We start from the raw sequence: 24,375 nt of genomic DNA, 5'->3' as shown, positions 1-24,375 counted from the left end.
TGCCGTCTTAGGCCTGATTCATCAGAATCACAGCACCAGTCACAAGTAAGTTGACCAATGCCAATGGCAAGCAAATTTTCCAACCAAAGTTCATGACTTGGTCATAACGTGGACGCATTAATGAACCACGCGCCAATACAAACATCATCACAAAAAATGCTGTTTTGATAATGAACCAGAATACGGGTGGAATAAACGGAATTTCAAGGTTGAATGGTGCTAACCAACCACCGAAGAATAACGTTACGATCAATGCAGAAATCAGAACCACGTTGACATATTCAGCAACGAAGAACATCCCCCATTTCATACCGCCATATTCTACGTGGTAACCTTCCGCCAATTCTTGTTCTGCTTCGGGTTGGTCAAATGGGTGACGATGCGTTACCGCAACACCCGCAACCACGAAGATTAAGAAACCTAAGAACTGTGGAATCACAAACCATACATCTTTTTGTGCTTCTACAATTTCACGCATGTTGAATGAGCCTGCAATCGCAACCACACCCATGAGTGAAATACCTAAGAACACTTCATATGAAATGGTTTGCGCAGCAGAACGTAGACCGCCAAGTAATGCATATTTGTTGTTTGAAGCCCAACCACCAAATAACACCGCATAGACTGCAATACCCGCCATTGCCATAAAGAACAATAAGCCAATGCTCATGTCTGCCACACCCAAATATGGGCTCACAGGAATCACCATGAACGACAGTACCGCAGTTGCCATCGCAACTGCTGGTGCTAAACGGAAGGTTAACTTGTCCGCAAACTTTGGTGTCCAGTCTTCCTTAAACATGATTTTCAACATGTCGGCAACAATCTGGAACATACCGCCAGGACCAACACGGTTTGGACCGTAACGGTCTTGCCATAAGCCGAGCAAACGACGCTCGACAAATGACATTAATGCTGCAATCAAAACCACCACCAATAAAATGACAATGGCTTGAATAACCGAGTACGCAATTGGCCAATTTTCAGCCCAGAGCGGTGTTTGACGTATAATTTCTTGATTCATGAATTACACTCCTACCGCGACTGAAACTGGTTCAGCTAAAGAAACAGTCGGTGCAAGACCAATTGGATAACCGATATAACCTGCTGGTAAATATTCAATCACTTGAACTGGCAAGCTAATGCTGGTTTCGCCTGCTTTCACCGTAATTTGCTGCCCATTTTGAACATTCAAACGTGCTGCATCTTGTTCACCTACCGCAAACATTGCTTCAGGAATACGAGATTGCATAGCAGGTGTTTTCACTGTGAATTCACCAGAAGCAAAAATGTGATGCATCGGCACAAGACGGAAGCTTTCAGGGTTAACAACAACCGCTGAAGGTGCAACATAGCTACGTGCTGGACGTTTCGGTAAGCGATCGAATAAACGCACACCTGAATCACCACCTTTTAAATGGCCGCCCACATTGTCTTGGAATTTATTCCATGCTTGTGGAGAGTTCCAACCTGCTGACCATGCAAATGGCACAAGTGCAGATGGAGTTTGTGTCCCCACATAACCTTCCATCGAGAACGTTAATGCTGAGTCAATGTCAGTCGGTTGTTTTGGCTCGTGAATCGATAACGGTGCACGAATTGCAGTACGACCTGAATAACGACGTGGTTCACGTGCAATTTTCAAACCATGTACACGGAAGCCTGCATCAGGTGCAACATCTTCAATCGCTTGTAATGCTGGAACGTTTTTCGCAACTGACTCGATCACGTCATCCAATAAAGTCCAAGAAATCGCTTTGCCTTTCACACCTGTTTCAATGGCATGTAACCAACGCCAAGATTCTTTGATCGCCAGTTCAGGTTTGTAGTAGCTCGGGTCATACACTTGATAGAAACGTTGTGCACGACCTTCTTGAGATACAACAGTACCATCACCTTCAGCAAATGAAGCCGCAGAAAGTACGATATCTGCTTTCTTCACAGTTTCAGTTTCAGAATGATCAAGTACGATTACATCTTTAGCTTTTGCAAGTGCTGCATCGACCTGAGCTGTAGGTAAACGACGGTAAAGATCGTTTTCAACCACAATCACGGTGTCATAGTCTTGTGCAAAAACTTGCTCTAGGCTTTGACCACCAAGAATTGCTAAGCCCATTGAGTTCACTTCTGGAACAGTCAAGGTTAAGCCTGCATTGCCAAGATTCTGTGCAACTTGTGCAGCAGCTTCCATAATCGCAGGATCTTGTAAGCTTGTACCCGAAATCACCAATGGTTTCTTCGCTGCTTTTAAAGTGTCCGCAATCGTTTGTGCAAATGCTTTCGCATCATCTGCTAAACCAAGAATTGCATCGCCTTTCACTGCCGCAGCAATCGCAAAACCTAAACGTGCGATGTCATTTGGAGAAGCTACCACTTCACCTGTCGCAACATCCGCTAAACGCGTTTGGGTTGCCGCCAAGATATAAATTGGTGACTTCGCATCTTGAGCAATACGTTGTACAGGTTCAGCTAACCAGTCTTGAGTACGACGTTCCGCAGCCATTTCTTTGGCTTTGTTTTTCGCCGCTTGACGAACAGACAATGCCATACGTGGTGCAGTTTGAGTTAAGTCTTCACCCAAAATCAACACGGCATCATAGCTTTCGATTTCACGCATATTCGGGTTGTAAACACCCTCGGTTTGCATGATTGAAGCCGCCAATTCAACCAAGTTTTGCTCTTTTTGAGACATACCTGTCGAATAGTTGTCTTGACCGACCAACTCACGTAATGCGTAGTTCGATTCAAGCGATGCACGTGGCGAACCAATACCCAATACTTTTTTGCCTTGGATATTTGCAATCACGCTATCGAGTGCTTGGTCAACAGACACAGTCTCAACATTTTCACCCGTGCGGAACTGAGGTTGACGTGGACGATCTGCACGGTTCACATAACCTGTACCGAAACGACCTTTGTCACACAAGAAGTATTGGTTCACTTCACCGTTAAAGCGGTTTTCGACACGACGTAATTCGCCATAACGCTCGCCCGGTGAAATGTTACAACCTGAAGAACAGCCTTGGCATACGCTTGGCGCATACTGCATGTCCCACTTACGGTTGTAGCGTTCAGAGTGAGTCTTATCGGTAAATACACCTGTTGGACATACTTCAGTCAAGTTACCTGAGAATTCAGATTCTAAAGTCCCAGATTCTGGACGACCAAAGTACACACGCGATGCATTGGCATACACGCCAAAGTCCGTACCGCCAGCATAGTCTTTATAGTAACGAACACAACGGTAGCATGCGATACAACGGTTCATTTCATGAGAAATGAATGAGCCTAACTCTTGGTTGTAGTGCGTACGTTTGGTGAAACGATAACGACGACGGTCGTGTTGCGTCATTACAGTCATATCCTGTAAATGACAGTGACCACCTTCTTCACAGACTGGACAGTCGTGTGGGTGGTTGGTCATCAAGAACTCAACAATAGAAGCACGGAAATCAGTCGCTTCTTTGTCTTCAATCGAGATGTAGGTATTGTCAGATGCAGGTGTCATACATGACATGACCAAACGACCACGCGTATCTTCTGGATTCGCGTATTGAGTCACAGCACATTGACGGCATGAACCGACAGAACCTAAGGATGGATGCCAACAAAAGTACGGAATATCAATACCCAAAGACAAACATGCTTGCAGCAAGTTCTCTGAGCCATTGACTTCGTACGATTTGCCATCGACATGAATTGTAGCCATAGTCGAATTCCTTAAGCTTGTTCTACGTTGCGAGTTTGCGCAGCAGCATTCACTACTTTTGCTTCAAACTCACCACGGAAATATTTGAGTGCGCCCATCAACGGTTCCATTGCACCTGGAGCATGCGCACAGAAAGTCTTACCAATCCAAAGCTTACGCGTTAACTCTTGTAAGTGGTCGATATCTTCTTTCTTGCCTGTGCCATCTTCCAAGGCTTTCAGTGCTTTCACCGCCCACGGTAAACCATCACGACAAGGCGTACAGAAACCACATGATTCACGTGCAAAGAATTCTTCTAAGTTACGTGTCGCCGAAACCATACATTGAGTTTCATCCACCACCATCAGTAAGCACGTACCTAAACGCGAACCTGCTTTCATGATGCTTTCCGCATCCATTGGTAGATCAATATGTTCAGCTGCCAAGAAGTCAGTTGATGCACCACCCGGTAACCATGCTTTTAACGTCAAGCCATCACGCATACCGCCAGCATGATCTTCAATCACTTCACGTGCCGTTGTACCAAATGGAAGCTCCCAAAGACCTGGGAATTTCACCTTGCCTGATGCGCCATAAATCTTAGTGCCTGGATCTTTCGATTTCCCAGCAGAAAGATTGATATACCACTCTGGACCACGCAGCAAAATTGCAGGTAAGTTGTTGTAGGTCTCTACGTTATTGACAATCGTAGGACGACCCCAAGCACCAGCAACTTGCGGGAATGGCGGCTTGGTACGTGGGTTTGCACGACGACCTTCAAGCGAGTTAATCAATGCAGTTTCTTCACCACAGATATAACGACCCGCACCCGTATGCACGTGCATTTCGAAGTTCCAGCCAGTGCCAAGGATGTTTTCACCCAAGTAACCTTTAGCACGGATTTGCTCTAGTGCTTCATTTAAATAAGCAGCAGCTTCAATGTACTCGCCACGGATAAAGATATAACCATGGGTTGCTTCAAGTGTATAACCCGCAATCAGCATTCCTTCGATCAATTGATGTGGAAGTTTTTCCATCAACAAACGATCTTTAAAGGTGCCTGGTTCCATCTCATCGGCATTACAGATCAAATAGCGTGGACCACCATCATTTGGTGCCATCAACGACCATTTAATCCCTGCTGGGAAGCCTGCACCACCACGACCTTTAACGGTTGCAGCTTTAATGACTTCAAGCACGTCTTTTGGTGGCATAGTCAAAGCTTTTTTAAAGCCTGCATAACCTTCCAATGCTTCATAGTCATCGGCACTACGTACAAACTCTTGTTTACTCAAGCGCCACGTTAATGGATGAGTTTCTGGGTTACCGTCGCCATAAATTGGTTTTGGTTCGGTATTCATACATACTTCTCCAATAACTGTTTCACTGAAGTCACTTCAACTAGACCATGCGTGTCTTCATCAATCATCAGCGTCGGACCTTTATCACAGTTACCTAAACAGCAAATTGGTAACAATGTAAAACGACCATCTGCTGTCGTTTGTCCAAACTGAATACCGAGCTCACGCTGGAATGCTTCAGCTAAAGTTTCTGCACCCATTAAGAAGCACGCAATCGAGTCACAGAGCAAAATTACATGACGGCCTACAGGTTGACGGTAGATACGGTTATAGAATGTTGCGACACCTTCAAGGTCTGCGACGCTCATGCTTAGCATTTGCGCAATCGCATTCATTTGCGCATCATCTACCCAACCATTACGGCGTTGTACACACTTCAGCGCGTCAAGGCAGGCTGCACGTGGGTACGGATAGTGATCAATGTGATGTTCAATATCGTGGATTTCTTCCGCAGTCAAAATCCCTTCAACATTCACACGTGGCTTTTTATCAGTCAAAATCATCATAATGCGTTACCCCTTAGCGATCCACGTCAGCCATTACGACGTCAATTGTCGCTAAATAAATGATCAAGTCAGATACCAGACTGCCGTTAATCACGGAAGGCATTTGCTGTAAATGGGTGAAAGTTGGTGTACGAATACGGGTACGATAACTCATCGTTGACTTATCAGAAGTCAAGTAGTAGTTACTTGCACCTTTGACCACTTCAGCCATGACAGAGGCTTCACCAGCAGGCATTACAGGACCCCAAGATACGCTTAAGAAGTGCGTAATCAAGGTTTCAATATCTTGTAATGTTTTGTCTTTTGGTGGTGGAACAGCCAAAGGGTGATCCGCTTTGTATGCACCAGAAGGCATGTTGTCTAAACATTGCTTCACGATTTTGAGTGACTGTTCAATTTCACGGTAGTGAACGATGACACGTGCATAGGCATCGCCTTCGTACTCTACAGGAACTTCAAAGTCATAGTTTTCATAACCACTGTACGGACGGTATTTACGCACATCAAAGTCAATACCAGTTGCACGTAAACCTGTACCTGTTACACCCCAAGCCAATGCAGATTTTGCATCGTATTGCGCAACATTACGTGTACGGCCTTCAAATACAGAGTTTTTAAGTGCTGCTGTATGGTATTCCTTCAAACGTTTTGGCATCCATTCGAGAATTTCACGAATCAAATGCTGCCAGTTGTTTGGAAGGTCATGCGCTGTACCACCGATACGGAACCACGCTGGGTGCATACGGTAACCCGTGATCGCTTCAATCGCGTCATAGATTTTTTGACGGTCAGCAAACATGTAGAAGACTGGCGTCATACCACCCGCATCCTGAATTGCAGTACCGATATATAACAAGTGGTTATTGATACGGAACAATTCAGACATCATGACACGGATACATTGCGCGCGGTCAGGCACTTGAATGCCCGCAAGCTGCTCAACACCCATCACGTATGGCATGTTTTGCGCACAACCACCTAAGTAGTCGACACGGTCGGTATACGGAATGAATGAATGCCAAGTTTGACGTTCAGCCATCTTTTCCACACCACGGTGGTGATAACCGATATCAGGCACACAGTCTTTCACTTCTTCGCCATCCAACTGCAAAATGACACGGAATGCACCGTGCGCAGATGGATGGTTAGGACCTAAGTTGAGGAACATGAAGTCTTCGTCTGCATTCCCACGTTTTAAACCCCAATCTTCAGGGACAAAACGTAAATGCTCTTGTTCGAAGTCCTGCTTCGCTTGGTTCTGCATGTACGGTGTATATTCCGTAGCACGTGCAGAGTATTCCTTGCGTAGCGGGTGACCTTCCCAATAGGTTGGCAACAAAATACGACGGAGCATTGGATGCCCTTCGAAATTAATGCCGAACATATCGTAAGCTTCACGCTCATACCAGTTTGCATTTGGCCAGATATTGGTCGCAGTTGGAATGTTGAGATCACTCTCATTCAATGCAACTTTAATACGAATATCCGTATTGCGCTCTAATGACAATAAGTGGTAGAACACTGTAAAGTCAGACGCAGGCAAACTGTCACGGTGAGTACGTAAACGCTCATCTACCGCAGACAAATCAAACAGCATCACGTAAGGACGTGACACTGTACGCAAGAACATTAAAACTTCTTGTACGCGTGCGCGCTCAACCCAGACCGTTGGAAAATCTTCACGAGTCGTTTGCACATAGAAGTTCTCACCAAATTTGGTTTTGAGTTCTTCTATAATTGCAAATGCTGGGCGTGAATCAACTGCTGTTGATTCTGGCATAGCAATGTCAGTTTCAGCCATTGGCTTGGCTTCCTATTTAATACAAATTCAGTCAACCTTAACGACAATTACACCCATCTCGGGTGCATCAAACATTCATCGTTAAAATTATTTAATTTCATCCATAGAGCGTAAGTTTTTCACAGCAATACGCTGTGCATTCTTACGATCGCGTTCTGGCATCATCTTTGGCTTATATACAGGCTGAAGATCATCACCAATCACGGCAGATAGTGGACGGCGCTCTAATTGAATTTGGTCCTGTAGTAACATTAACGCTTGGATTAATGCTTCTGGACGCGGTGGGCAACCTGGGATGTACACATCGACAGGAATAATTTTATCGACACCTTGCACTACAGAGTAGATGTCATACATACCACCTGAGTTTGCACAAGCACCCATTGAAATCACCCATTTAGGCTCTAACATTTGCTCATACAAACGCTGAATAACAGGCGCCATTTTGACAAAGCATGTGCCTGCTACAATCATCAAATCCGCCTGACGCGGTGAAGCACGAATTACCTCAGCACCGAAACGTGACAAGTCATGCACACCCGTTAAGGTCGTTGCATACTCTACGTAACAGCAAGATGTACCAAAGTTAAACGGCCAAACTGAGTTCTTACGTCCCCAGTTTACTGCTGTGTGTAACACGTCTTCTAAACGAGTCATGAACACATTCTTATTCACTTCTTCTTCAAGCGGATCCGTAACGATCTGGCGCTCCTGAAGTGGATATTGATCAGCATTCGGATTCGCACGGGTTAAGGTATATTTCATCCCGAGTTACTCCTTAGATGAGACAGTCGGTGATTTTGCTTTCACGCGACCAGATGATTGAGCTGGAATATGACCCGTAGGGTCTGTTACCAATTCTTCAATAGAGTTAAAACGTGTAATGTCAGCAATGTTCATATTTGGAGAGCCAACTTTAATCACTTTACCAGCAGCTTTACGACGATCTGTAGGTGCCCAATTTAATGCACCAACAGAAACTGCATAAACTAAAGCAATCAATAAATCGACCACAAAAATTACAACAGTTGTAAAACCTAACCAGCCCACTTCACGTACAGAGGTAGACCATGCGTAAAGATAAAGCGCTTCTAAGTCAAAAACCACGAAGAAAATAGCAACCAAATAGAACTTAGCAGACAAGCGAATACGTGCACCACCTGCACCCACTACGCCTGACTCAAACTGCTCCTGCTTAGCACGGCCCCATGACTTACCCCCAAGGAGTAATGGAACTGTGAGCATAAAAGCACAAAGAAATGTAACGCCGATCACGAAGGCAATTATTGCCCATTCGTATGGAGTAATGGCACTCATGCGGGGATAACTCCTGGCAGGCCTATTTATTAACAAAGAATGTATGTATTGGCCTTCAAATACACCAAACACAAAATTAATCCCGCCAATTGTACCTGATTTATGATTTCACTTGCTAGTTTATAGGTCTTAGTCTTTTGGATGATTTTTTGAGCTTTTTTCTATATTTCCACGCATAAAACACTGAAACCCACCCCACTATCGCTTTATTGAATGAAAAAATAAAATTCCATCATTTTTTTCAACATGACTTTCATTTAATACGGATTTCTGTGCAAGGCTTTATTGCTGAAATCCTTTATTTGTCTAGTTAAGCCGCAAATTTTCACAGCGCAATGCATCTATAAATAATTCACTATCGCAATCTATGCTTCATATAAATTTGGGTTAAAAGTCTTCAAAATTGTAAGATGGTTTTAAAAGAATTCTTTATTTTATTTACAACACTGCTACACGACTAAATTTCGCAAAGATCGTGATTATGGTATTCCTATATCATCATGTAAAACAAATAATAAGGAGCAAACACATGAATCTAGAATTCACACATAAACCCAATTATTACTTGTTTGCACAACTGCTCATTCGCCATATTGAAAATTATATTGCAAAGCATCCCGATGCAAACAATGCAATATTTGATCTGCGTGATATCTATGAATTATTCCGACAAGATCGCGCTTCAACCACCACCAATTTAGACGGAATATTCAACATTGTAGATGACTATAAAGTAGAAACACTGAATGGAGACCAAAAATTAATTACGGGTCATTCTATTGATACTGTGAATAATTCGTTATTAATCGATTTCAATCAAGATGCTTTAGAAAGCCTAAAGAGCGGTAAACAAATTATCGAACCTGATGCTAGTATTTTGGATTAAAGCACTGTAGATACACATAGATAAAAGCCCAGCTAACTCCCTTCAAGAGCAATACTGGGCATATTAAAAATTAAAAACTATAACTATAAGAAATTAATTATCCAAACTCTCTTTAGACCCTAATTTCTTTTTATTACTCTTCGCGAAACGCTTTGCAGGCCAACTCATGGTGAATCTTGCGCCTTTTAAGGTTGGACTCGCATCAACTTCTATACGTCCACCAAACCAATAAGCAATCCGACTCACAATAGAAAGCCCTAAACCGTAGCCACCCGAGGCACGGGTACGGCTATCATCTAAACGTGCAAAAGCTTCAAAAATGCGTTTACGATCTTCCTCAGGAATACCTGGACCATCATCTTCAACGCAGACATAAGCCATGCCCGCATCGGTAATGCCACCACTAATCACAATCTTATGGTCACAGTAACGCACTGCATTTCCAACTAAGTTTTGCACCACACGATGTAAGTAACGACGCTCCGCATCTGCAATGACACTTGGTAAGGGTGCTTCTACAATAATTTCTTTTTGGGTTTTCAATGCTTCAGTTTCGGTCGCAACTTGCTCAAGTACTTCAGCCAACACAATTTTTTCAAAATCAAGTGAAGGCGTGCCTTGCTCCAACTTCGCATAGGTCATAATTTCATCAATTAAGGTATTTAGCGCCTCAATATCTTTATCAATCATGTCGACTTGCTGTATGCGATATTCATAATCATCTTCCTCAGCCAGCATTTCCATACCGAATCGAATACGTGCCACGGGTGTTCTGAGTTCATGTGATACCGCGCGCATTAACTCTCGCTGCGCCTCAATCAAACGCTGGATATGGTCTGACATGCTGTTATAACTTGATGCCAAACTTGCCATTTCGTCGGTACCATCAATGGGTAAGCGCAGACTCAAATCGCCCGATTTCATGCGATTTAATGCATAGTTCACTTCACGAATCTTACGCTGCATAGGCAATATCAGACCATAAACCCCCAAGCTCAAGACAAATAAACTCAGTAAAGTAATGCCTGCTGCCAATTGGAATGGCATCCAATTAAATAAAGGCACTGGTCCCAGCACCAAAACCTCGGATGGCGTACTTGGAATAGGAGAAACAATCGAAATAGTTGTGCCGCGTACTGTGGCACTATCACGATACAAGATAATACTATGATCTAAGCGTAAACGCCCAATTTGCTCCGAATCCAAAGGAAGGTTTTGTACTTTCTCAATTTCAATTGGATAGGAAAAATGCTTCTGAATTTTCGCTAGATATTCTTTTTCCTGTCCTGGGTAATACACCAGATAATCCAGAATAAAAATCGGCAGCGCTTTCATTTGACGCTCACCAATTTTATCTACTTTTACATATAGATAATGATTGGTGTCATTTTTTAAGCCGATAATAATATAAGCAATTGAGTTTTGCGCATCATAACGCACGGCAGCCTTTTGCTGACTAATACGTTTTTGTTCAGCTCTTGAAAGGTCAACTTTATTGGCATCGACATAATAAATAGGCAATTCCAACAAGTCTGAAGCATCAGAAATCCAGTCTATCTTTTGTTGGACTGTCTGCTGACGCGCAATCCCCTCACTGATAATAAATGAAATACCATCCGTTAAAGACTCACGATATTCTTGCGCACGCTGGTAATTAATAATTTGCACCAGCAAATAAGCAAACAGCGCCACGATTGCAACCAGCACAACCAGACCTGCATAGATGCGCAAGAATATACTGTGTTTAAACACGAAAATGTCCTGTGTGAATCAAGAGAGGTGTAAATTACATTCCGTTGGTTTCTTTAACAAAAAGATAGCCTTTACTACGCACAGTCTTAATTCGTTTCGGGTTTTCTGGATCATCGCCAATTTTTGGACGAATACGCGAAATACGCACGTCAATTGAACGGTCTTGACCATCGTACTCAATACCACGTAGACGCTCAAAAATATCTTCGCGTGACAAAATACGACCAGCATTAGAAGCCAACAACCAAAGCAAGTCATATTCTGCGCTGGTAAAATCGACTAACTCACCATGTAAAGTCACAGAACGACCACCGTTATCAATCACCAAATCATCAAATTCGATGCGTTGTGCCACTTCATCTTCAGGTGCTTTATCTGTACGACGCAATAATGCACGAATACGCGCAAGCAAAACACGTGGTTGAACGGGTTTAGCGACGTAATCATCCGCACCCATTTCCAAGCCAAGTACCTGATCCATATCTTCAGTACGAGCGGTAAGCATTAAAATTGGTTGATGATAATGTGGGCGTACTTCACGACAAATGGTTAAACCATCAGCACCGGGTAACATCACATCCAGAACAACTAAATCGGGTTGCTCGGCAATAATACGACGAATGGCACGATTACCATCTGGCTCTACCCCAACTTCCAATCCATTACGGATTAAGTATTCTTGAGTTAAACGCGCAAGACGCTCATCATCTTCTACAATTAAAATTTTCGGTAACTTTTCTTCTTGGCTCATAAACTGCCCCTTCAATAGGATGAAGCGTATCTTTTAAAAATCCTACAGATACGACGTAATATAATTTTGCAATATACACACGTTTACATTGTAAACAAGATGCTATTCACGAAACTGATACATCTAAGTAGCTTTTTGTAATATTTTTTAATCGTTGAATTAATTGGCTTTTTCAGTTTGCCTTTTTTGGCTCAATTCAACATACCTTACCGCAAGCGATCAATTATTAATCAAATCAGACAATTGATCATAAACTGTCTGATCAGTTTTATTCTTTTTCACTTATCCACAAGGTTATCTATAAGCAGATAAATAGAGCTTTGCTATGCTATGCCCTTGTCTAATAAGGCTTAAACCATAAGCATAAAAAACTCGGAAATTTGAGCTATTTTTTTTTGGCAAAAATCAGAAAAATTTTTAGTAAAATGTCAATATTGATCTACCCTCAATTTTCCCGTATCTTGTGTTCAATTCAATTTTAAACCACTAAGTCTTGTGTTTATTCCTCAAACACTGTGGCACACTTTTTGCCCAGTTCAAATGGTCCATAAACATAACAATAGATGACAATGGAGCTATGCTGACATGAGCGTAATCACATCCACCCCTGGGCAACTTCAGGTGATTAAACGAACTGGTGATGTTGCTGCTTTTGATGCCGAAAAAATTTCTGTCGCAATTGGTAAAGCCTTTTTAGCGGTAGAAGGACAACAAAGCGCTGACTCTAGCCGTATTCATGACCGCATTTCACAATTAACTGAAATGGTGATGAACACCTTTAACCGTCGTTTACCTTCTGGCGGTACAATCCATATTGAAGAAATCCAAGATCAAGTGGAATTGGCACTAATGCGTACTGGTGAACAGAAAGTTGCGCGTGCCTATGTGATTTACCGTGAACAACGTACATCTGCTCGTCAGCAAACAGGTGCACACCATCATCCGACCTTGCAAATCACTGCACAAGACGGCCAACTTAAGCCATTAGACTTGAGCGCGCTCCAAGCCAAAGTTAATAAGGCGGCTGAAGGTTTAGAAGGCATTGATGCGCAAGCAATTATCGATGAAACCATTAAAAACCTTTACAACGGTGTAAAAGAGTCAGACATCTCGACTACGATGATGATGGCGACACGTACCCGTATTGAACAAGAACCGAACTATACCTACGTGACCGCTCGCCTACTTCGTGATGAATTGGTTGCAACAGGTTTAACCTTCCTTGGTTTGTCTGAAAACACGGTTGAAGGCGATGCTTTAGAAACTTTCCTTAAAAAAGGTATTGAGCTAGAGCTACTTTCACCAGAACTTCTTAACTTTGACCTTGCAAAATTGGCAGCGGCGATTCAACCAGAACGCTCAAATCAATTCACGTACTTAGGTCTACAAACTTTATTTGATCGTTATTTCATCCACTCAGATGGCGTACGTTTCGAATTACCACAATTATTCTTCATGCGTGTTTCGATGGGTCTTGCACTTAACGAAGAAAACCGTGAAGAACGTGCAATCGAGTTCTATAACTTATTGTCGAGCTTCGATTACATGGCGTCTACTCCGACGTTATTTAACTCAGGTACGCTACGTCCACAGTTATCAAGCTGCTACTTAACCACAATTGATGATGACCTGTATGACATTTATGGCGCGATGCGTGATAACGCAATGTTGTCTAAATGGGCAGGCGGTTTAGGCAATGACTGGACACCTGTTCGTGCCTTGAACTCATACATCAAAGGTACAAATGGTAAGTCACAAGGTGTTGTTCCATTCCTTAAAGTGGCGAACGATACTGCTGTTGCGGTTAACCAAGGCGGTAAGCGTAAAGGTGCCGTATGTGCATACCTTGAAACTTGGCACTTGGACATCGAAGAATTCCTAGAGCTACGTAAAAACACCGGTGATGACCGTCGCCGTACCCATGACATGAACACAGCAAACTGGGTTCCTGACTTGTTTATGCAACGTGTGTTTGAAGATGCTGAATGGACACTGTTCACGCCATCTGAAACTCCAGACCTACACGACTTGATGGGTGCAGAATTCTCTGAGCGTTATGCACACTATGAAGCGATTGCGAAAGAAACAAATATGTTGCACAAGAAAATTCGTGCAAAAGATTTGTGGCGCAAAATGCTGTCGATGTTGTTTGAAACAGGTCACCCGTGGATCACATTCAAAGACGTATGTAACTTACGTTCACCACAACAACACGTCGGTGTAGTTCACTCTTCTAACTTGTGTACAGAAATTACGCTGAACACAAGCAAAGATGAAATTGCAGTATGTAACTTAGGTTCGATTAACCTTGTACAACACGTTCAAGGTGGTGTACTAGACCGTGAGAAACTTGCACGTACTGTAAAAACAGCGGTTCGTATGCTCGATAACGTGATCGACATTAACTACTACGCAGTTCCACAAGCGAAAAACTCGAACTTGAAACACCGCCCAGTGGGTATGGGTATCATGGGCTTCCAAGATGCTTTATATGAAATGGGCATGGCGTACGGTTCTGATGCTGCAGTCGATTTTGCTGATGAATCGATGGAAGTGATTAGCTACTACGCAATTTCAACATCAAGTGATTTGGCTGTTGAACGTGGTACTTACGAGACATTTAAAGGTTCGCTTTGGGATCAAGGTATCCTGCCGATTGACTCGCTTGACCTTGTGGCTAAAACGCGTCCTGAGCGTATGTTTGAAGTTGACCGCACACAACGTTTGGACTGGGATACTTTACGTGCCAAAGTTCAAAAAGACGGTATGCGTAACTCAAACGTGATGGCTATTGCACCGACTGCAACCATTTCAAATATTTGTGGCGTGTCGCAATCAATTGAACCGACATTCCAAAACTTATATGTGAAATCGAACCTTTCTGGTGAATTCACAGTAATCAACCCGTACCTTGTACGTGCGTTGAAAGATCGTGGTCTTTGGGACTCTGTGATGGTCAATGATCTGAAACACTTCGAAGGTTCAGTTCAAAAGATTTCACGCATTCCAGAAGAGCTTAAAGCAATTTTTGCAACTGCGTTTGAAGTTGAACCACGTTGGATTGTGGATGCTGCATCACGTCGTCAGAAATGGATTGATCAAGCGCAATCGCTTAACCTTTACATTGCTGGTGCAAATGGTAAGAAACTTGACATCACTTATAAGATGGCATGGTTACGTGGTTTAAAAACTACATATTACCTCCGCGCATTAGGTGCCACTTCTGCTGAGAAATCTACTATTAACACAGGTGCATTGAATGCGGTTAAAGCAACGACAGTAGCAGCGCCTGTTGCAGCAGTTGCTCAGGAAGTTAAACCTGACATGGTTGCTGAAGAAGAAGACTTCAGTCAAGCAGCTCCAGTGCCAATGGCATGTTCAATTGACAACCCAGATTGTGAGGCTTGTCAGTAATCTGACCAGTTTCAAATCCTCCCCAACCCTCCTTTTAAAAAGGAGGGAGAAAAGCCCCTCTTTTCAAAGAGGGTTTTAGGGAGATTAAAATATAAATAAAGGAAAAGACCATGTTCCATATGACTCATAACTACCTGTTAGGACTCGCGGTTTTGGTTTTTTCCTTTGTTTTCTTTTACGTGCCGATGGTCTACGCATTTGTTGCCATTCGCAATCAACAGCGTAAGCAAAATAAGTAGTGAGGGCACTTGCTCTACCGAATAAAATTAGAGCATTTATCGACAAAACTTAATTTTGCTTACACAAATTGAGCGTATAGTAGGGCATCTTCTTGGTTGAGATGTCTTCATAAAAGATATAAAGCAACGAAGAGAGAATTGATATGTCTATCCTAAGTTGGGACGATTTAGAAGATGATTCGCAAAAACCGGCTGCACCTGAACACAAGTCTGCGCCCGTCGAACCGCAAAAAGCGCCTACTGCGCCGTTGGTATCTAATGCAGAGCAATCATCGTCGCATGTGGCAACTGCACAATCCGCTGGAACCCGTTCAGTGCGAGCAACAGATCCAGCCGATCCGTTGGCAAGAGCATCTAACGCTCTAGAAACTTTAGATGTTGCCCCTGGTCTTGAAGAACTTGAGATGGGTGCGCAACGTGTACAAGTTGACGATAAAGCCATGATTAACTGTCGTGCTGACTTGAACCAACTTGTACCATTCAAATATGAATGGGCTTGGCAGAAGTATCTAGATGGTTGTGCAAACCACTGGATGCCTCAAGAAGTCAACATGAACCAAGACATCGCACTTTGGAAGTCTGAAAATGGCTTAACTGAAGATGAGCGTACCATTGTGATGCGTTCTTTAGGTTTCTTCTCGACTGCGGATTCATTGGTTGCAAATAACTTGGTGTTGGCGATTTACCGTCACATTACCAACCCTGAATGCCGTCAGTATATTTTACGTCAAGCATTTGAAGAAGCGATTCATACGCATGCTTATCAATACTGTATCGAATCTTTAGGTATGGACGAAGGCGAAGTCTTCAACATGTACCGTGAGGTTCCATCTGTAGCACGTAAAGCAGCGTGGGGCTTAAAGTATACTCAATCATTGAGTGACCCTACCTTCCAAACAGGCACACCTGAAAACGATCAAATTTTGCTGCGCAACTTGATTGCATTCTACTGTGTACTTGAAGGAATCTTCTTCTATTGTGGTTTTAGCCAAATTTTATCGATGGGTCGTCGTAATAAGATGAACGGTGTTGCAGAGCAATTCCAATACATCTTGCGTGATGAATCAATGCACTTGAACTTTGGTATCGATATGATTAACCAAATCAAGATTGAAAACCCACACCTTTGGACAACTGAATTCCAAGAAGAAATCATTCAAATGATTCTTGAAGGTACCATGCTTGAAATCGAATATGCTCGTGACACGATGCCACGCGGTGTATTGGGTATGAACGCAGCGATGATGGAAGAATATTTGAAGTTTATCTGTAACCGTCGTTTAAGCCAGTTAGGCTTACCTGAACAATTTGCTGGTGTGAATAACCCATTCCAGTGGATGTCTGAAATGATGGACTTGCGTAAAGAGAAGAATTTCTTTGAAACTCGCGTAACGGACTACCAAACGGGTGGTGCGTTAAGCTGGTAAGTAAATATCCTAAAAAAATCCCGCCTTGATGGCGGGATTTTTTACATTAGATAGTTCTAACTTTAATGATTCAAACGCAATAAAGAAAAAACCTCCCTAATAAATCAGAGAGGTTCATGAGGTGATTCAAATCAAATAAGACGGTTTACCGATCAACTAAAGGACAATCACCCCCATACCATTCACAATATCATTATCTACAAATACTGTGTTTGCACCGAGCGTATATTGCGTCATCGTTACACCATTAATGGTAGATTCTGCACCTTTAATCGCGCCAATCATTTGTACCTGATCATGCGAATCACCAAAAATTTGTAGTGTATTTGATCCAGTAACTTCCAGAACATCAGCGGCAGTCAACGTTAATTTCGAACCTTCTGCACCATTACCCAAATCGATATGTTCAATGTTGGTAATATTATTCGATGTCGTTAAATCTAAATCTATGCCACCCAATAACGTTAAAGTATCTGTATCCGCACCACCATCAATAGAAATAAAGCCTGTACCTGAAATGATAATCACGTCATTACCATTACCACCAGTGAAAGTATCGGCACCATTGCCATCAATCAACAGGTCATTACCATCACCACCATTTAAGATGTCATTCCCTGCACCGCCACGGAGTAAGTCATTTCCAGAACTACCATTTAGCGTATCATCACCATCGAAGCCATAGAGACGCTCATGAATGGTGCCAGATGCACTATTGTTTAAAGTATCATTTGCTGAAGTTCCTTGAATAATATCAGGATTACTTCCAGATCCTAACAAGTTCTGTAGCACCTGAGCATTCAGTAACGATGAGAAACTGTCTGAATCTGTTGCACCGTAACTATCGGTTGCAGTCACACTAAAACTACCCAAGGCGCTCACACTCAAACCCGTAACCAAACTGAGTAAATTTATATCGGAATTGAGCTGAATCGTGGCTAATAATTCATTCACAGCTAAATTATCAATATTTCCACCATCTGCAGCTGTAATGGTTATTGTTGACGTTGCACCTATAACACCCAATACACCTGATGTATTGTTAATATGAATTTCGAGTCCCAAATCTGCGGCTAATTGAGCAGAAGCAGAGAAACTTAAGCTGCCTAAATTTACCGTGAGTAGACCATTAAATTCCACCTCTACCGAACGTAAATTTTGGTTAGCATCGACCGCAATAAAAGCCTGTTGATTCAAGTCAATGATGCCAAGCGCATCTACACCAATTAAGCCCAGCAAAGTTGCATCGGCAGCTTGTGCAATCGGTGCTACATTCGGTTGTGTTGAGGTAGATGGTGAAGTTGAGTCAAAGGTGATATTGGTTGAAGCAGTATCACCATCATTATCTACAATCACTACATCAAAAGATGAGGAACCATTTAAATCCGTGTTCGTGGTTTCCTGGTCTACCAAGAGGTTTCCATTTTTAAGTAAATTCGAAATAATCTCTTGCTGGGTGGTATAGCTACCCACTAAATCTACATTCGTAAATGTAATGTGCTGATCAGAAGTTGTTGCAGGTGTTGCAGCCGAAAGCGTACCCGCGGTATTGATATAAAGAATTGTATTGGTACCATCAAAGACAAAGTATAAATAATTTGCCAAGTTTCCAATACTTGTCCCCTTCGCCAATTCACCGACTAACAAGCCACGTAAGTCGAGAATATCCCCTCCACCCGCAACAGGTTGTTTAGAAAAGTCAGTAATGGTGTCTACGGCTGGTGCCACAACAGTCCCCTGATCACCTTTCTCCCAAAGGAAAGTGTCATTGCCTGAGCCACCCGTAAGTGTGTCATTTCCTGTACCACCAATTAAAATGTCGTTACCAGCACCGCCACTTAAAGTATCGTTACCAGTCCCACCGCGAAGTAAATCATTCCCTTGGTTACCTGTTAAATTATCATTGTCGGCATAACCATATAAACGATCATCACCATTGGTTCCATTGAGCGTATTTATACTGCTTGTGCCTTCGACAATTCCTGAAGGATCATTATTTGGAGTTAATAGACTTACACCAAGCAAATCAGTATAAGAAGTGCTAGAAGTCACGGGTTGACTATCTGTTGCAGAAATAGAAATTGTCGGTCCAACACTTAATGATAATGCACCATATTGATGAACATAGACGGTGGCTAAAAACTCATTCAACTTAAAGTTATCAATTGGTCCACCATCCAAAGATGTGATTGTCAGTTTAGAATAAGTCTGAACAGTAACTAAAACCCCAGTAATATCATTCTCTTCAACAACATTTAGACCAAATTCAGTTGCCATAGCTACTGACCAGTCCAATTTATAGTAAGCCAATACTCCAAGATTAACAGCAACATTCGCATTCACAACAACTGATTGAATATCGTTATTCGGATCAACCGCCGTTAAAAGTTGGTTAGTACCAATCCCGATCAAATCTAAGGCCTCTGCATTTACCAGCCCTAACAGACTGGCTGATTTATTAATGCCTACAATCGGTGCTTGAGCTGCTGTTGTTATCGCTAATGAGGAATAACTGTAATGCCCCGTTAACATATCAACGACCAGAACTTCACCCGTGCCTTTGTTGATGGTTAACTCATCATTTGTAGCATTAAAGCTATAAGTAATTGAACCCGCAGTTCCAGAAGCTGAAACCGAATCTGTTGTAGATGAATAGGTTAAAGTATAACCATCAACCGAGATACTTTGCACATGACCATGATCTGCACCATAACTTACAACTAAATCTCCTTCTATGGCCGCAGGTTGGACATCGACATTATGTATGCTACTAGGCGCGGCAATTGGTAAATCATCTTCAACATTAATGACTAAAGTTGAATTGGTTGTTCCAACAGCATCAGTAGAGGCAATGGTAAAACCAAGACCTAAAATGTTTTCAAGTGAAGCAATTGAATGGTCTATCGGTTGTTTCAAGGTAAAGGTGTAAGCCCCTAAAGTTGAAAGTGTCAGTACCGCGACCTCTTTACCTCCCGCAGTTCCTGTTAATGTATAAACGCCTGCCGTAATCGAACCACTCCAACTCACTGACTGCCCACCAGAAGTAATACCCGATGGACCAGTTACAGCCACATTAGTTAAATTACCAAGATTTAAAGTTCCTGATACCATTGTTGAATTTGTTGTATCTTCAGGATTACCAACAGCATCAGCATTTGCACCTGTCAACCCTTCTTCTGAGACAGAGACAGTCACAACATCGCCTTTTGCGGTATCACTATCGATTTCCAAATAAGATGTAATATCATAACCATAAGCTGTTACTAAACTTCCATCTTTTACTGCATCTTGTCCAATGGTAACCACGCCAGTACTTGTATTTAAACTTACACCCGTTGGAGCTGGATCATCAAAATACCATGTACCATCTGGTGCTTGTGATACTGTCACTATTTGTGAATTATTATTTTCATCTGTAAAAGTAATGTCTTGATGGACGTTATCTGCACCTGGAGTCACAGTGACTGAACCATCATCTAAAGCCACGACATCAGGTGCATCGGCTGCATTTGGATTCAGGTCATCAGCCAATGCCGTGTCATTGTCGGTCTCGCTGTTGTTGTATTGGTCCGTCCCCTCTGCGCTCACGACACTGCCGTCTTTGACTGCATCCATCCCCAGCGTGATGACACCAGTACTTGGATCTATGCTGACGCCTGTCGGGGTTGTAGCCAAACTCCAAGTGCCATCCGCGGCTTTGGTGGCCGTCAGGGTCACAGGGGTATCGCTTTCATTGGTGTAGCTGATCACCTGTTGGACGTTGTCCGCTCCTGGGGTCGAGGTGACTGCACCACCTGGTAAAGCCACGACATCAGGTGCATCGGCTGCATCAATCACCACATTCTGGCTGGTAGTACTTTGGCTATTACCTGCCGCATCTGTGACTGTTGCCACCACCGCATAGCTACCATCAGCCAAGCTGGTACCCGTGAGATCTAGAGTCCACGCGCCTGTCAGTAGATCAATCGTCAAGCGTGGATCCGCGGTGCTGTAGATGGTCGCGCCTACGGTCACACTGAGGCTGTTACCATCAGCCAGATCCACCGTACCTTTAAACAGCAAGCTGTTGTCATTGGTGATGAAGTCACTGTTGGAACTGCCCGTGTCGTTGGTGATCGAGTCGAAGGTCACGGTTTTACCGTCATTATCAGTGTCGATCTTGGTGTCAATCACCACATTCTGGCTGGTGGTACTTTTGCTATTACCTGCGCTATCAGTCACCGTTGCAATAACTGGATAGATGCCATCAAGTAGTAGTGTGCCTGTAAGATTCAGCGTCCAGTTACCTAAAGCATCTACCGTTAATTCAGAATCTGCTAAGGTATAGTTGGTTCCGCCTACACTGACACTTAGGGCATTACTATCCCCCAGATCCACCGTACCTTTAAACAGTAAGCTGTTGTCATTGGTAATGAAGTCACTGTTGGAGCTGCCGGTGTCGTTGGTGATCGAATCGAAGGTCACAGTATAGCTTGTAACATCTAAATGCGCTGTATCACTGTCGCTCGCAGTATTGTTGAATTGATCTGAACCCACTGAAGTGACGGTGCTTCCATCTTTTACAGCCTCCATTCCAATAGTAACAACACCTGTCACAGGATTAATAATCACGCCAGTTGGTGTACTGTCTAAACTCCAAATTCCACTTGCACCCTTAGTTGCCGTTAGAATCACAGGATTATTGGATTCATCTGTATAGCGAATAACCTCTTTAACATTATCTGCACCAGGGGTGACTGTAACCGCCCCCCCAACCAGCGCCAATACATTAGGCTTATCGGCAATTAAATCTGAACCTTGAGTATCTGTCTCATCAGCTTTTGCTGTATCACTATCTGTCGCAGTGTTGTTATACGCATCAGTACCCACGGACTTAACGATTGAACCATCTTTGACTGCATCTGGACCAAGCGCAATCACGCCTGTCGCAGGGTCAATTAAAACATTGCCAGGCGTTTTATCTAGACTCCATTTACCATCAGCTCCTTTTATTGCCGTTAAGGTCACTGGATTATTGGATTCATCTATATAAGTAACAACTTGCTTAACGTTATCTGCACCAGGTTTTACTGCAACTGCACCTGTCACTAAAGCCATGACATCGGGTAGATTGGCTGAAGTTGGGGTGCTATCGTCTATCTTAGCCGTATCGCTATCAGTAGCCGTATTATTGCTAGAGTTAGTGCCCGTAGAATTCACTGTGCTGCCATCTTTCACGGCATCCATACCAATAGTCACCAAGCCTGTTGATGAATCAATGCTTACACCTGTTGGCGTTTTATCTAGACTCCATTTACCATCCGAACCCTTTGTTGCTATTAAGGACACTGGGTTATTAGATTCATCTGTATAGGTAATGACTTGTTTTACATTATTTGAACCTGGTTTAACTGTAACTACACCACCATTTAAAGCCACCACATCGGGTTTGTCCGTAGATGGAGCTGGTGTCCCGCCACCTCCGCCTCCACCTCCTCCAGCCGCCGCCAAACCAACCAGAGGAATTAAAGCCAGTAACCAATACGGGTTAAACTCATAGGCTGCAGAAGTTAAAGGCTCACCACCCAAAGCTTGTCCAACACTGACTTGATCCGCCAGCATACTGACTGCATGCTGCTGTGCACCTGTTTCAGGTACATACGCGTAATAACTGCCATTTTCATGCAGCCCAATAAGCAGATTGGTTGTCGTCCCATCCGTTCCGTAATAACCTTGAATAATAAGGTCAGGATCAAGTGCGTTAACACCATCATCTTCAAAACCAATATATAGATCATTACCGACACGCTGAATTTTGATATTTTCTGGCGCAAATTGAGTTGCATCATCAATCAACTCGTAATTAATGCCCTTTTGTGCCTGAATCGTCACAGGCTGATCGTGAGTTTTAGTAACTTGCAAAGCCGAAATAATGGTTTTCGCATCATGTAATTTTATAGTAACTGTTTGATTTGGCATTTTATTTATCCTTTTCTTATAACTTGTTTTTTAAAATTTTGAATAAATATAGAGCAACGTTTATTCAGCTTTCATTCCATAGGTCACAATTTCTACCCGTCGGTTTGGCAAGTTACATTGCTCACGCGCTGCTTTATCCTTGGCATATTTCTGCTCACAATCACTCACCACAAGCTCTTGCTCACCACGCCCTTCAACCAAAATATTCTTTTTCACGACACCGTTTTGAACCAAGATTGCACGCACGGTTTCAGCACGACGCTGCGACAATTGTTGATTGGAATTTTCAGACCCCACAGGATCTGTATAACCAATCACTGCAATATGGCTAATCGACTCTTGATCACGGGTAATTTCTGCTGCAATTGAAGCAATCTCTTCACGACCTTTCGGTGTTAAATCATTAGGTCCAGATTTGGCATAACCAAAAACCGTACTTGCCTCTAAGGTATATTTCTTCAACTCAGATTTCACAGGAACCTGAACATAAACTGGCTGTGCACATTCCTCGATCGCTTTTACACGAGAGACTGTGCCAATTGCCTCTTTCAAATTTGGTAGCAGCGATTGAGCTTGTGTCTCAGTAAGCTCTTGGACTTGTATTGCCTGATTACTACCATTAACTAATCTGAAATATTGTGTCGAACCTTCTGTAAGTGATTGCGTAGAATTCAATCGACGTGCATTGGTATAGTTCACAGCACTTTGCGCGTAAATTGCACTAATACGGGTAGGACGTGCACATAACTGTATTGCTTTAAATGAATCAGGTAATAATGACGTTAAATAATACCCTTCAATAAATACATTCGCTGCCGGCCCTTTTAATCCTTCTTTATCACGAATAAATACAACTTGCGTATGCCCTTCTTTAATAATCTTAGGCTGTAAGTAAGGTTTTGAACCGAATTGATTCCAATGTTCAAAAGGTGGATTCTTATTTGTAGTTGAGCATCCGACCCAAAACAATGAACACCCAACCATCAATATTAATCTTTTAACACTCATAATACCCACCTCTTTTATTTCTATTTCATTTTCCTACCCCTTAAACCAAGGGGATTTATTTTTATTCCACAAAAACCCTTAAAAAAATTAAGAGTTTATGTGATAATTTTTTATATTGTTTTTTTAAAAAAATATAAAAAAAAAAAAAAAAACAAATAGAATTAATTATAATTTTAAAAATATTATAAACTGGTTAACATATTTTTCATATAGATAATTTATATTTTTACACTGATTATTTTTAAATTAAAAATTGCAAATTTAAAT

At 42.5% G+C, this 24,375-nt stretch carries 15 protein-coding genes; 4 read left to right on the top strand and 11 right to left on the bottom strand.

Features of this window, described 5'->3' with window-relative positions:
- Positions 1 to 7: 7 nt before the first annotated feature.
- The 7 genes from nuoH to ndhC all read right to left on the bottom strand — a co-directional run bounded on the left by nuoH (position 8) and on the right by ndhC (position 8,673).
- Positions 8 to 1,024 carry an NADH-quinone oxidoreductase subunit NuoH gene (nuoH, locus tag DCO44_RS12790; protein WP_116762492.1) on the bottom strand — a complete coding sequence of 339 codons (1,017 nt, stop codon included), beginning with the start codon at positions 1,022 to 1,024 and terminating at the stop codon, positions 8 to 10.
- Between the two features lie 3 nt (positions 1,025 to 1,027).
- Positions 1,028 to 3,709, bottom strand: a complete 2,682-nt coding sequence (gene nuoG / locus DCO44_RS12785) for an NADH-quinone oxidoreductase subunit NuoG (protein WP_116762490.1) — start codon at positions 3,707 to 3,709, stop codon at positions 1,028 to 1,030.
- Positions 3,710 to 3,720: 11 nt separating this feature from the next.
- The gene (gene nuoF, locus DCO44_RS12780; RefSeq protein ID WP_116762488.1) at positions 3,721 to 5,049 is read right to left on the bottom strand and encodes an NADH-quinone oxidoreductase subunit NuoF; all 1,329 of its coding nucleotides are present in this window, start codon (positions 5,047 to 5,049) and stop codon (positions 3,721 to 3,723) included.
- Positions 5,046 to 5,555 (bottom strand): NADH-quinone oxidoreductase subunit NuoE, encoded by a 510-nt coding sequence (nuoE, locus tag DCO44_RS12775; RefSeq protein WP_016166025.1) that lies wholly within the window; start codon positions 5,553 to 5,555, stop codon positions 5,046 to 5,048. Before nuoE ends, nuoF begins: the two co-directional genes overlap by 4 nt.
- Before the next feature lie 13 nt (positions 5,556 to 5,568).
- On the bottom strand, positions 5,569 to 7,356 hold the full coding sequence (nuoC, locus tag DCO44_RS12770; protein WP_116762486.1) for an NADH-quinone oxidoreductase subunit C/D: 1,788 nt from the start codon (positions 7,354 to 7,356) through the stop codon (positions 5,569 to 5,571).
- Between the two features lie 87 nt (positions 7,357 to 7,443).
- Complete coding sequence (locus DCO44_RS12765; RefSeq protein ID WP_016166027.1) at positions 7,444 to 8,121, bottom strand: NuoB/complex I 20 kDa subunit family protein; 678 nt, start codon at positions 8,119 to 8,121, stop codon at positions 7,444 to 7,446.
- A 6-nt stretch (positions 8,122 to 8,127) separates the two neighbouring features.
- Positions 8,128 to 8,673: an NADH-quinone oxidoreductase subunit A gene (ndhC, locus tag DCO44_RS12760; RefSeq protein WP_116762484.1), complete on the bottom strand. Its 546-nt coding sequence runs from the start codon at positions 8,671 to 8,673 to the stop codon at positions 8,128 to 8,130.
- Positions 8,674 to 9,202: 529 nt separating this feature from the next.
- On the opposite strand from ndhC, the gene DCO44_RS12755 reads away from it, so the two are divergent.
- Positions 9,203 to 9,559 carry a hypothetical protein gene (locus DCO44_RS12755; protein WP_116762482.1) on the top strand — a complete coding sequence of 119 codons (357 nt, stop codon included), beginning with the start codon at positions 9,203 to 9,205 and terminating at the stop codon, positions 9,557 to 9,559.
- Between the two features lie 93 nt (positions 9,560 to 9,652).
- On the opposite strand, the gene bfmS is transcribed toward DCO44_RS12755, so the two are convergent.
- Positions 9,653 to 11,311 (bottom strand): sensor histidine kinase BfmS, encoded by a 1,659-nt coding sequence (gene bfmS / locus DCO44_RS12750; protein ID WP_116762480.1) that lies wholly within the window; start codon positions 11,309 to 11,311, stop codon positions 9,653 to 9,655.
- Positions 11,312 to 11,345: 34 nt separating this feature from the next.
- On the bottom strand, positions 11,346 to 12,062 hold the full coding sequence (bfmR, locus tag DCO44_RS12745) for a response regulator transcription factor BfmR (RefSeq protein ID WP_116762477.1): 717 nt from the start codon (positions 12,060 to 12,062) through the stop codon (positions 11,346 to 11,348).
- 585 nt (positions 12,063 to 12,647) lie between these two features.
- Here bfmR and DCO44_RS12740 point away from each other — a divergent pair.
- The 3 genes from DCO44_RS12740 to DCO44_RS12730 all read left to right on the top strand — a co-directional run bounded on the left by DCO44_RS12740 (position 12,648) and on the right by DCO44_RS12730 (position 17,142).
- A complete protein-coding gene (locus DCO44_RS12740) occupies positions 12,648 to 15,476 on the top strand; it encodes a ribonucleoside-diphosphate reductase subunit alpha (RefSeq protein ID WP_116762475.1) in 2,829 nt (942 codons plus the stop codon).
- A 110-nt stretch (positions 15,477 to 15,586) separates the two neighbouring features.
- Positions 15,587 to 15,715 (top strand): preprotein translocase subunit YajC, encoded by a 129-nt coding sequence (locus tag DCO44_RS16875; RefSeq protein ID WP_116762473.1) that lies wholly within the window; start codon positions 15,587 to 15,589, stop codon positions 15,713 to 15,715.
- Between the two features lie 143 nt (positions 15,716 to 15,858).
- A complete protein-coding gene (locus DCO44_RS12730; RefSeq protein WP_116762471.1) occupies positions 15,859 to 17,142 on the top strand; it encodes a ribonucleotide-diphosphate reductase subunit beta in 1,284 nt (427 codons plus the stop codon).
- Positions 17,143 to 17,298: 156 nt separating this feature from the next.
- Here DCO44_RS12730 and DCO44_RS12725 read toward each other — a convergent pair whose 3' ends face one another.
- Entirely contained in the window at positions 17,299 to 23,100 is a 5,802-nt protein-coding gene (locus DCO44_RS12725) for a beta strand repeat-containing protein (RefSeq protein WP_116762469.1), read from the bottom strand.
- Positions 23,101 to 23,160: 60 nt separating this feature from the next.
- Positions 23,161 to 24,108, bottom strand: a complete 948-nt coding sequence (locus tag DCO44_RS12720; protein WP_116762467.1) for an OmpA family protein — start codon at positions 24,106 to 24,108, stop codon at positions 23,161 to 23,163.
- Between the last annotated feature and the right edge of the window lie 267 nt (positions 24,109 to 24,375).

Source organism: Acinetobacter sp. AM (genome assembly GCF_003105055.1).
Classification (GTDB): Bacteria; Pseudomonadota; Gammaproteobacteria; order Pseudomonadales; family Moraxellaceae; genus Acinetobacter; species Acinetobacter tibetensis.
This window is presented reverse-complemented; position numbering and strand designations above follow the sequence as displayed.

Excerpts from the sequence above, each read along its gene's own strand:
- DCO44_RS12740 (WP_116762475.1), top strand. The coding sequence starts at position 12,648 with ATGAGCGTAATCACATCCACCCCTGGGCAACTTCAGGTGATTAAACGA.
- nuoF (WP_116762488.1), bottom strand. The coding sequence starts at position 5,049 with ATGAATACCGAACCAAAACCAATTTATGGCGACGGTAACCCAGAAACT.
- bfmR (WP_116762477.1), bottom strand. The coding sequence starts at position 12,062 with ATGAGCCAAGAAGAAAAGTTACCGAAAATTTTAATTGTAGAAGATGAT.
- DCO44_RS12730 (WP_116762471.1), top strand. The coding sequence starts at position 15,859 with ATGTCTATCCTAAGTTGGGACGATTTAGAAGATGATTCGCAAAAACCG.
- DCO44_RS12755 (WP_116762482.1), top strand. The coding sequence starts at position 9,203 with ATGAATCTAGAATTCACACATAAACCCAATTATTACTTGTTTGCACAA.
- nuoG (WP_116762490.1), bottom strand. The coding sequence starts at position 3,709 with ATGGCTACAATTCATGTCGATGGCAAATCGTACGAAGTCAATGGCTCA.
- DCO44_RS12725 (WP_116762469.1), bottom strand. The coding sequence starts at position 23,100 with ATGCCAAATCAAACAGTTACTATAAAATTACATGATGCGAAAACCATT.
- nuoE (WP_016166025.1), bottom strand. The coding sequence starts at position 5,555 with ATGATGATTTTGACTGATAAAAAGCCACGTGTGAATGTTGAAGGGATT.
- nuoH (WP_116762492.1), bottom strand. The coding sequence starts at position 1,024 with ATGAATCAAGAAATTATACGTCAAACACCGCTCTGGGCTGAAAATTGG.
- nuoC (WP_116762486.1), bottom strand. The coding sequence starts at position 7,356 with ATGGCTGAAACTGACATTGCTATGCCAGAATCAACAGCAGTTGATTCA.
- DCO44_RS16875 (WP_116762473.1), top strand. The coding sequence starts at position 15,587 with ATGTTCCATATGACTCATAACTACCTGTTAGGACTCGCGGTTTTGGTT.
- DCO44_RS12720 (WP_116762467.1), bottom strand. The coding sequence starts at position 24,108 with ATGAGTGTTAAAAGATTAATATTGATGGTTGGGTGTTCATTGTTTTGG.
- DCO44_RS12765 (WP_016166027.1), bottom strand. The coding sequence starts at position 8,121 with ATGAAATATACCTTAACCCGTGCGAATCCGAATGCTGATCAATATCCA.
- ndhC (WP_116762484.1), bottom strand. The coding sequence starts at position 8,673 with ATGAGTGCCATTACTCCATACGAATGGGCAATAATTGCCTTCGTGATC.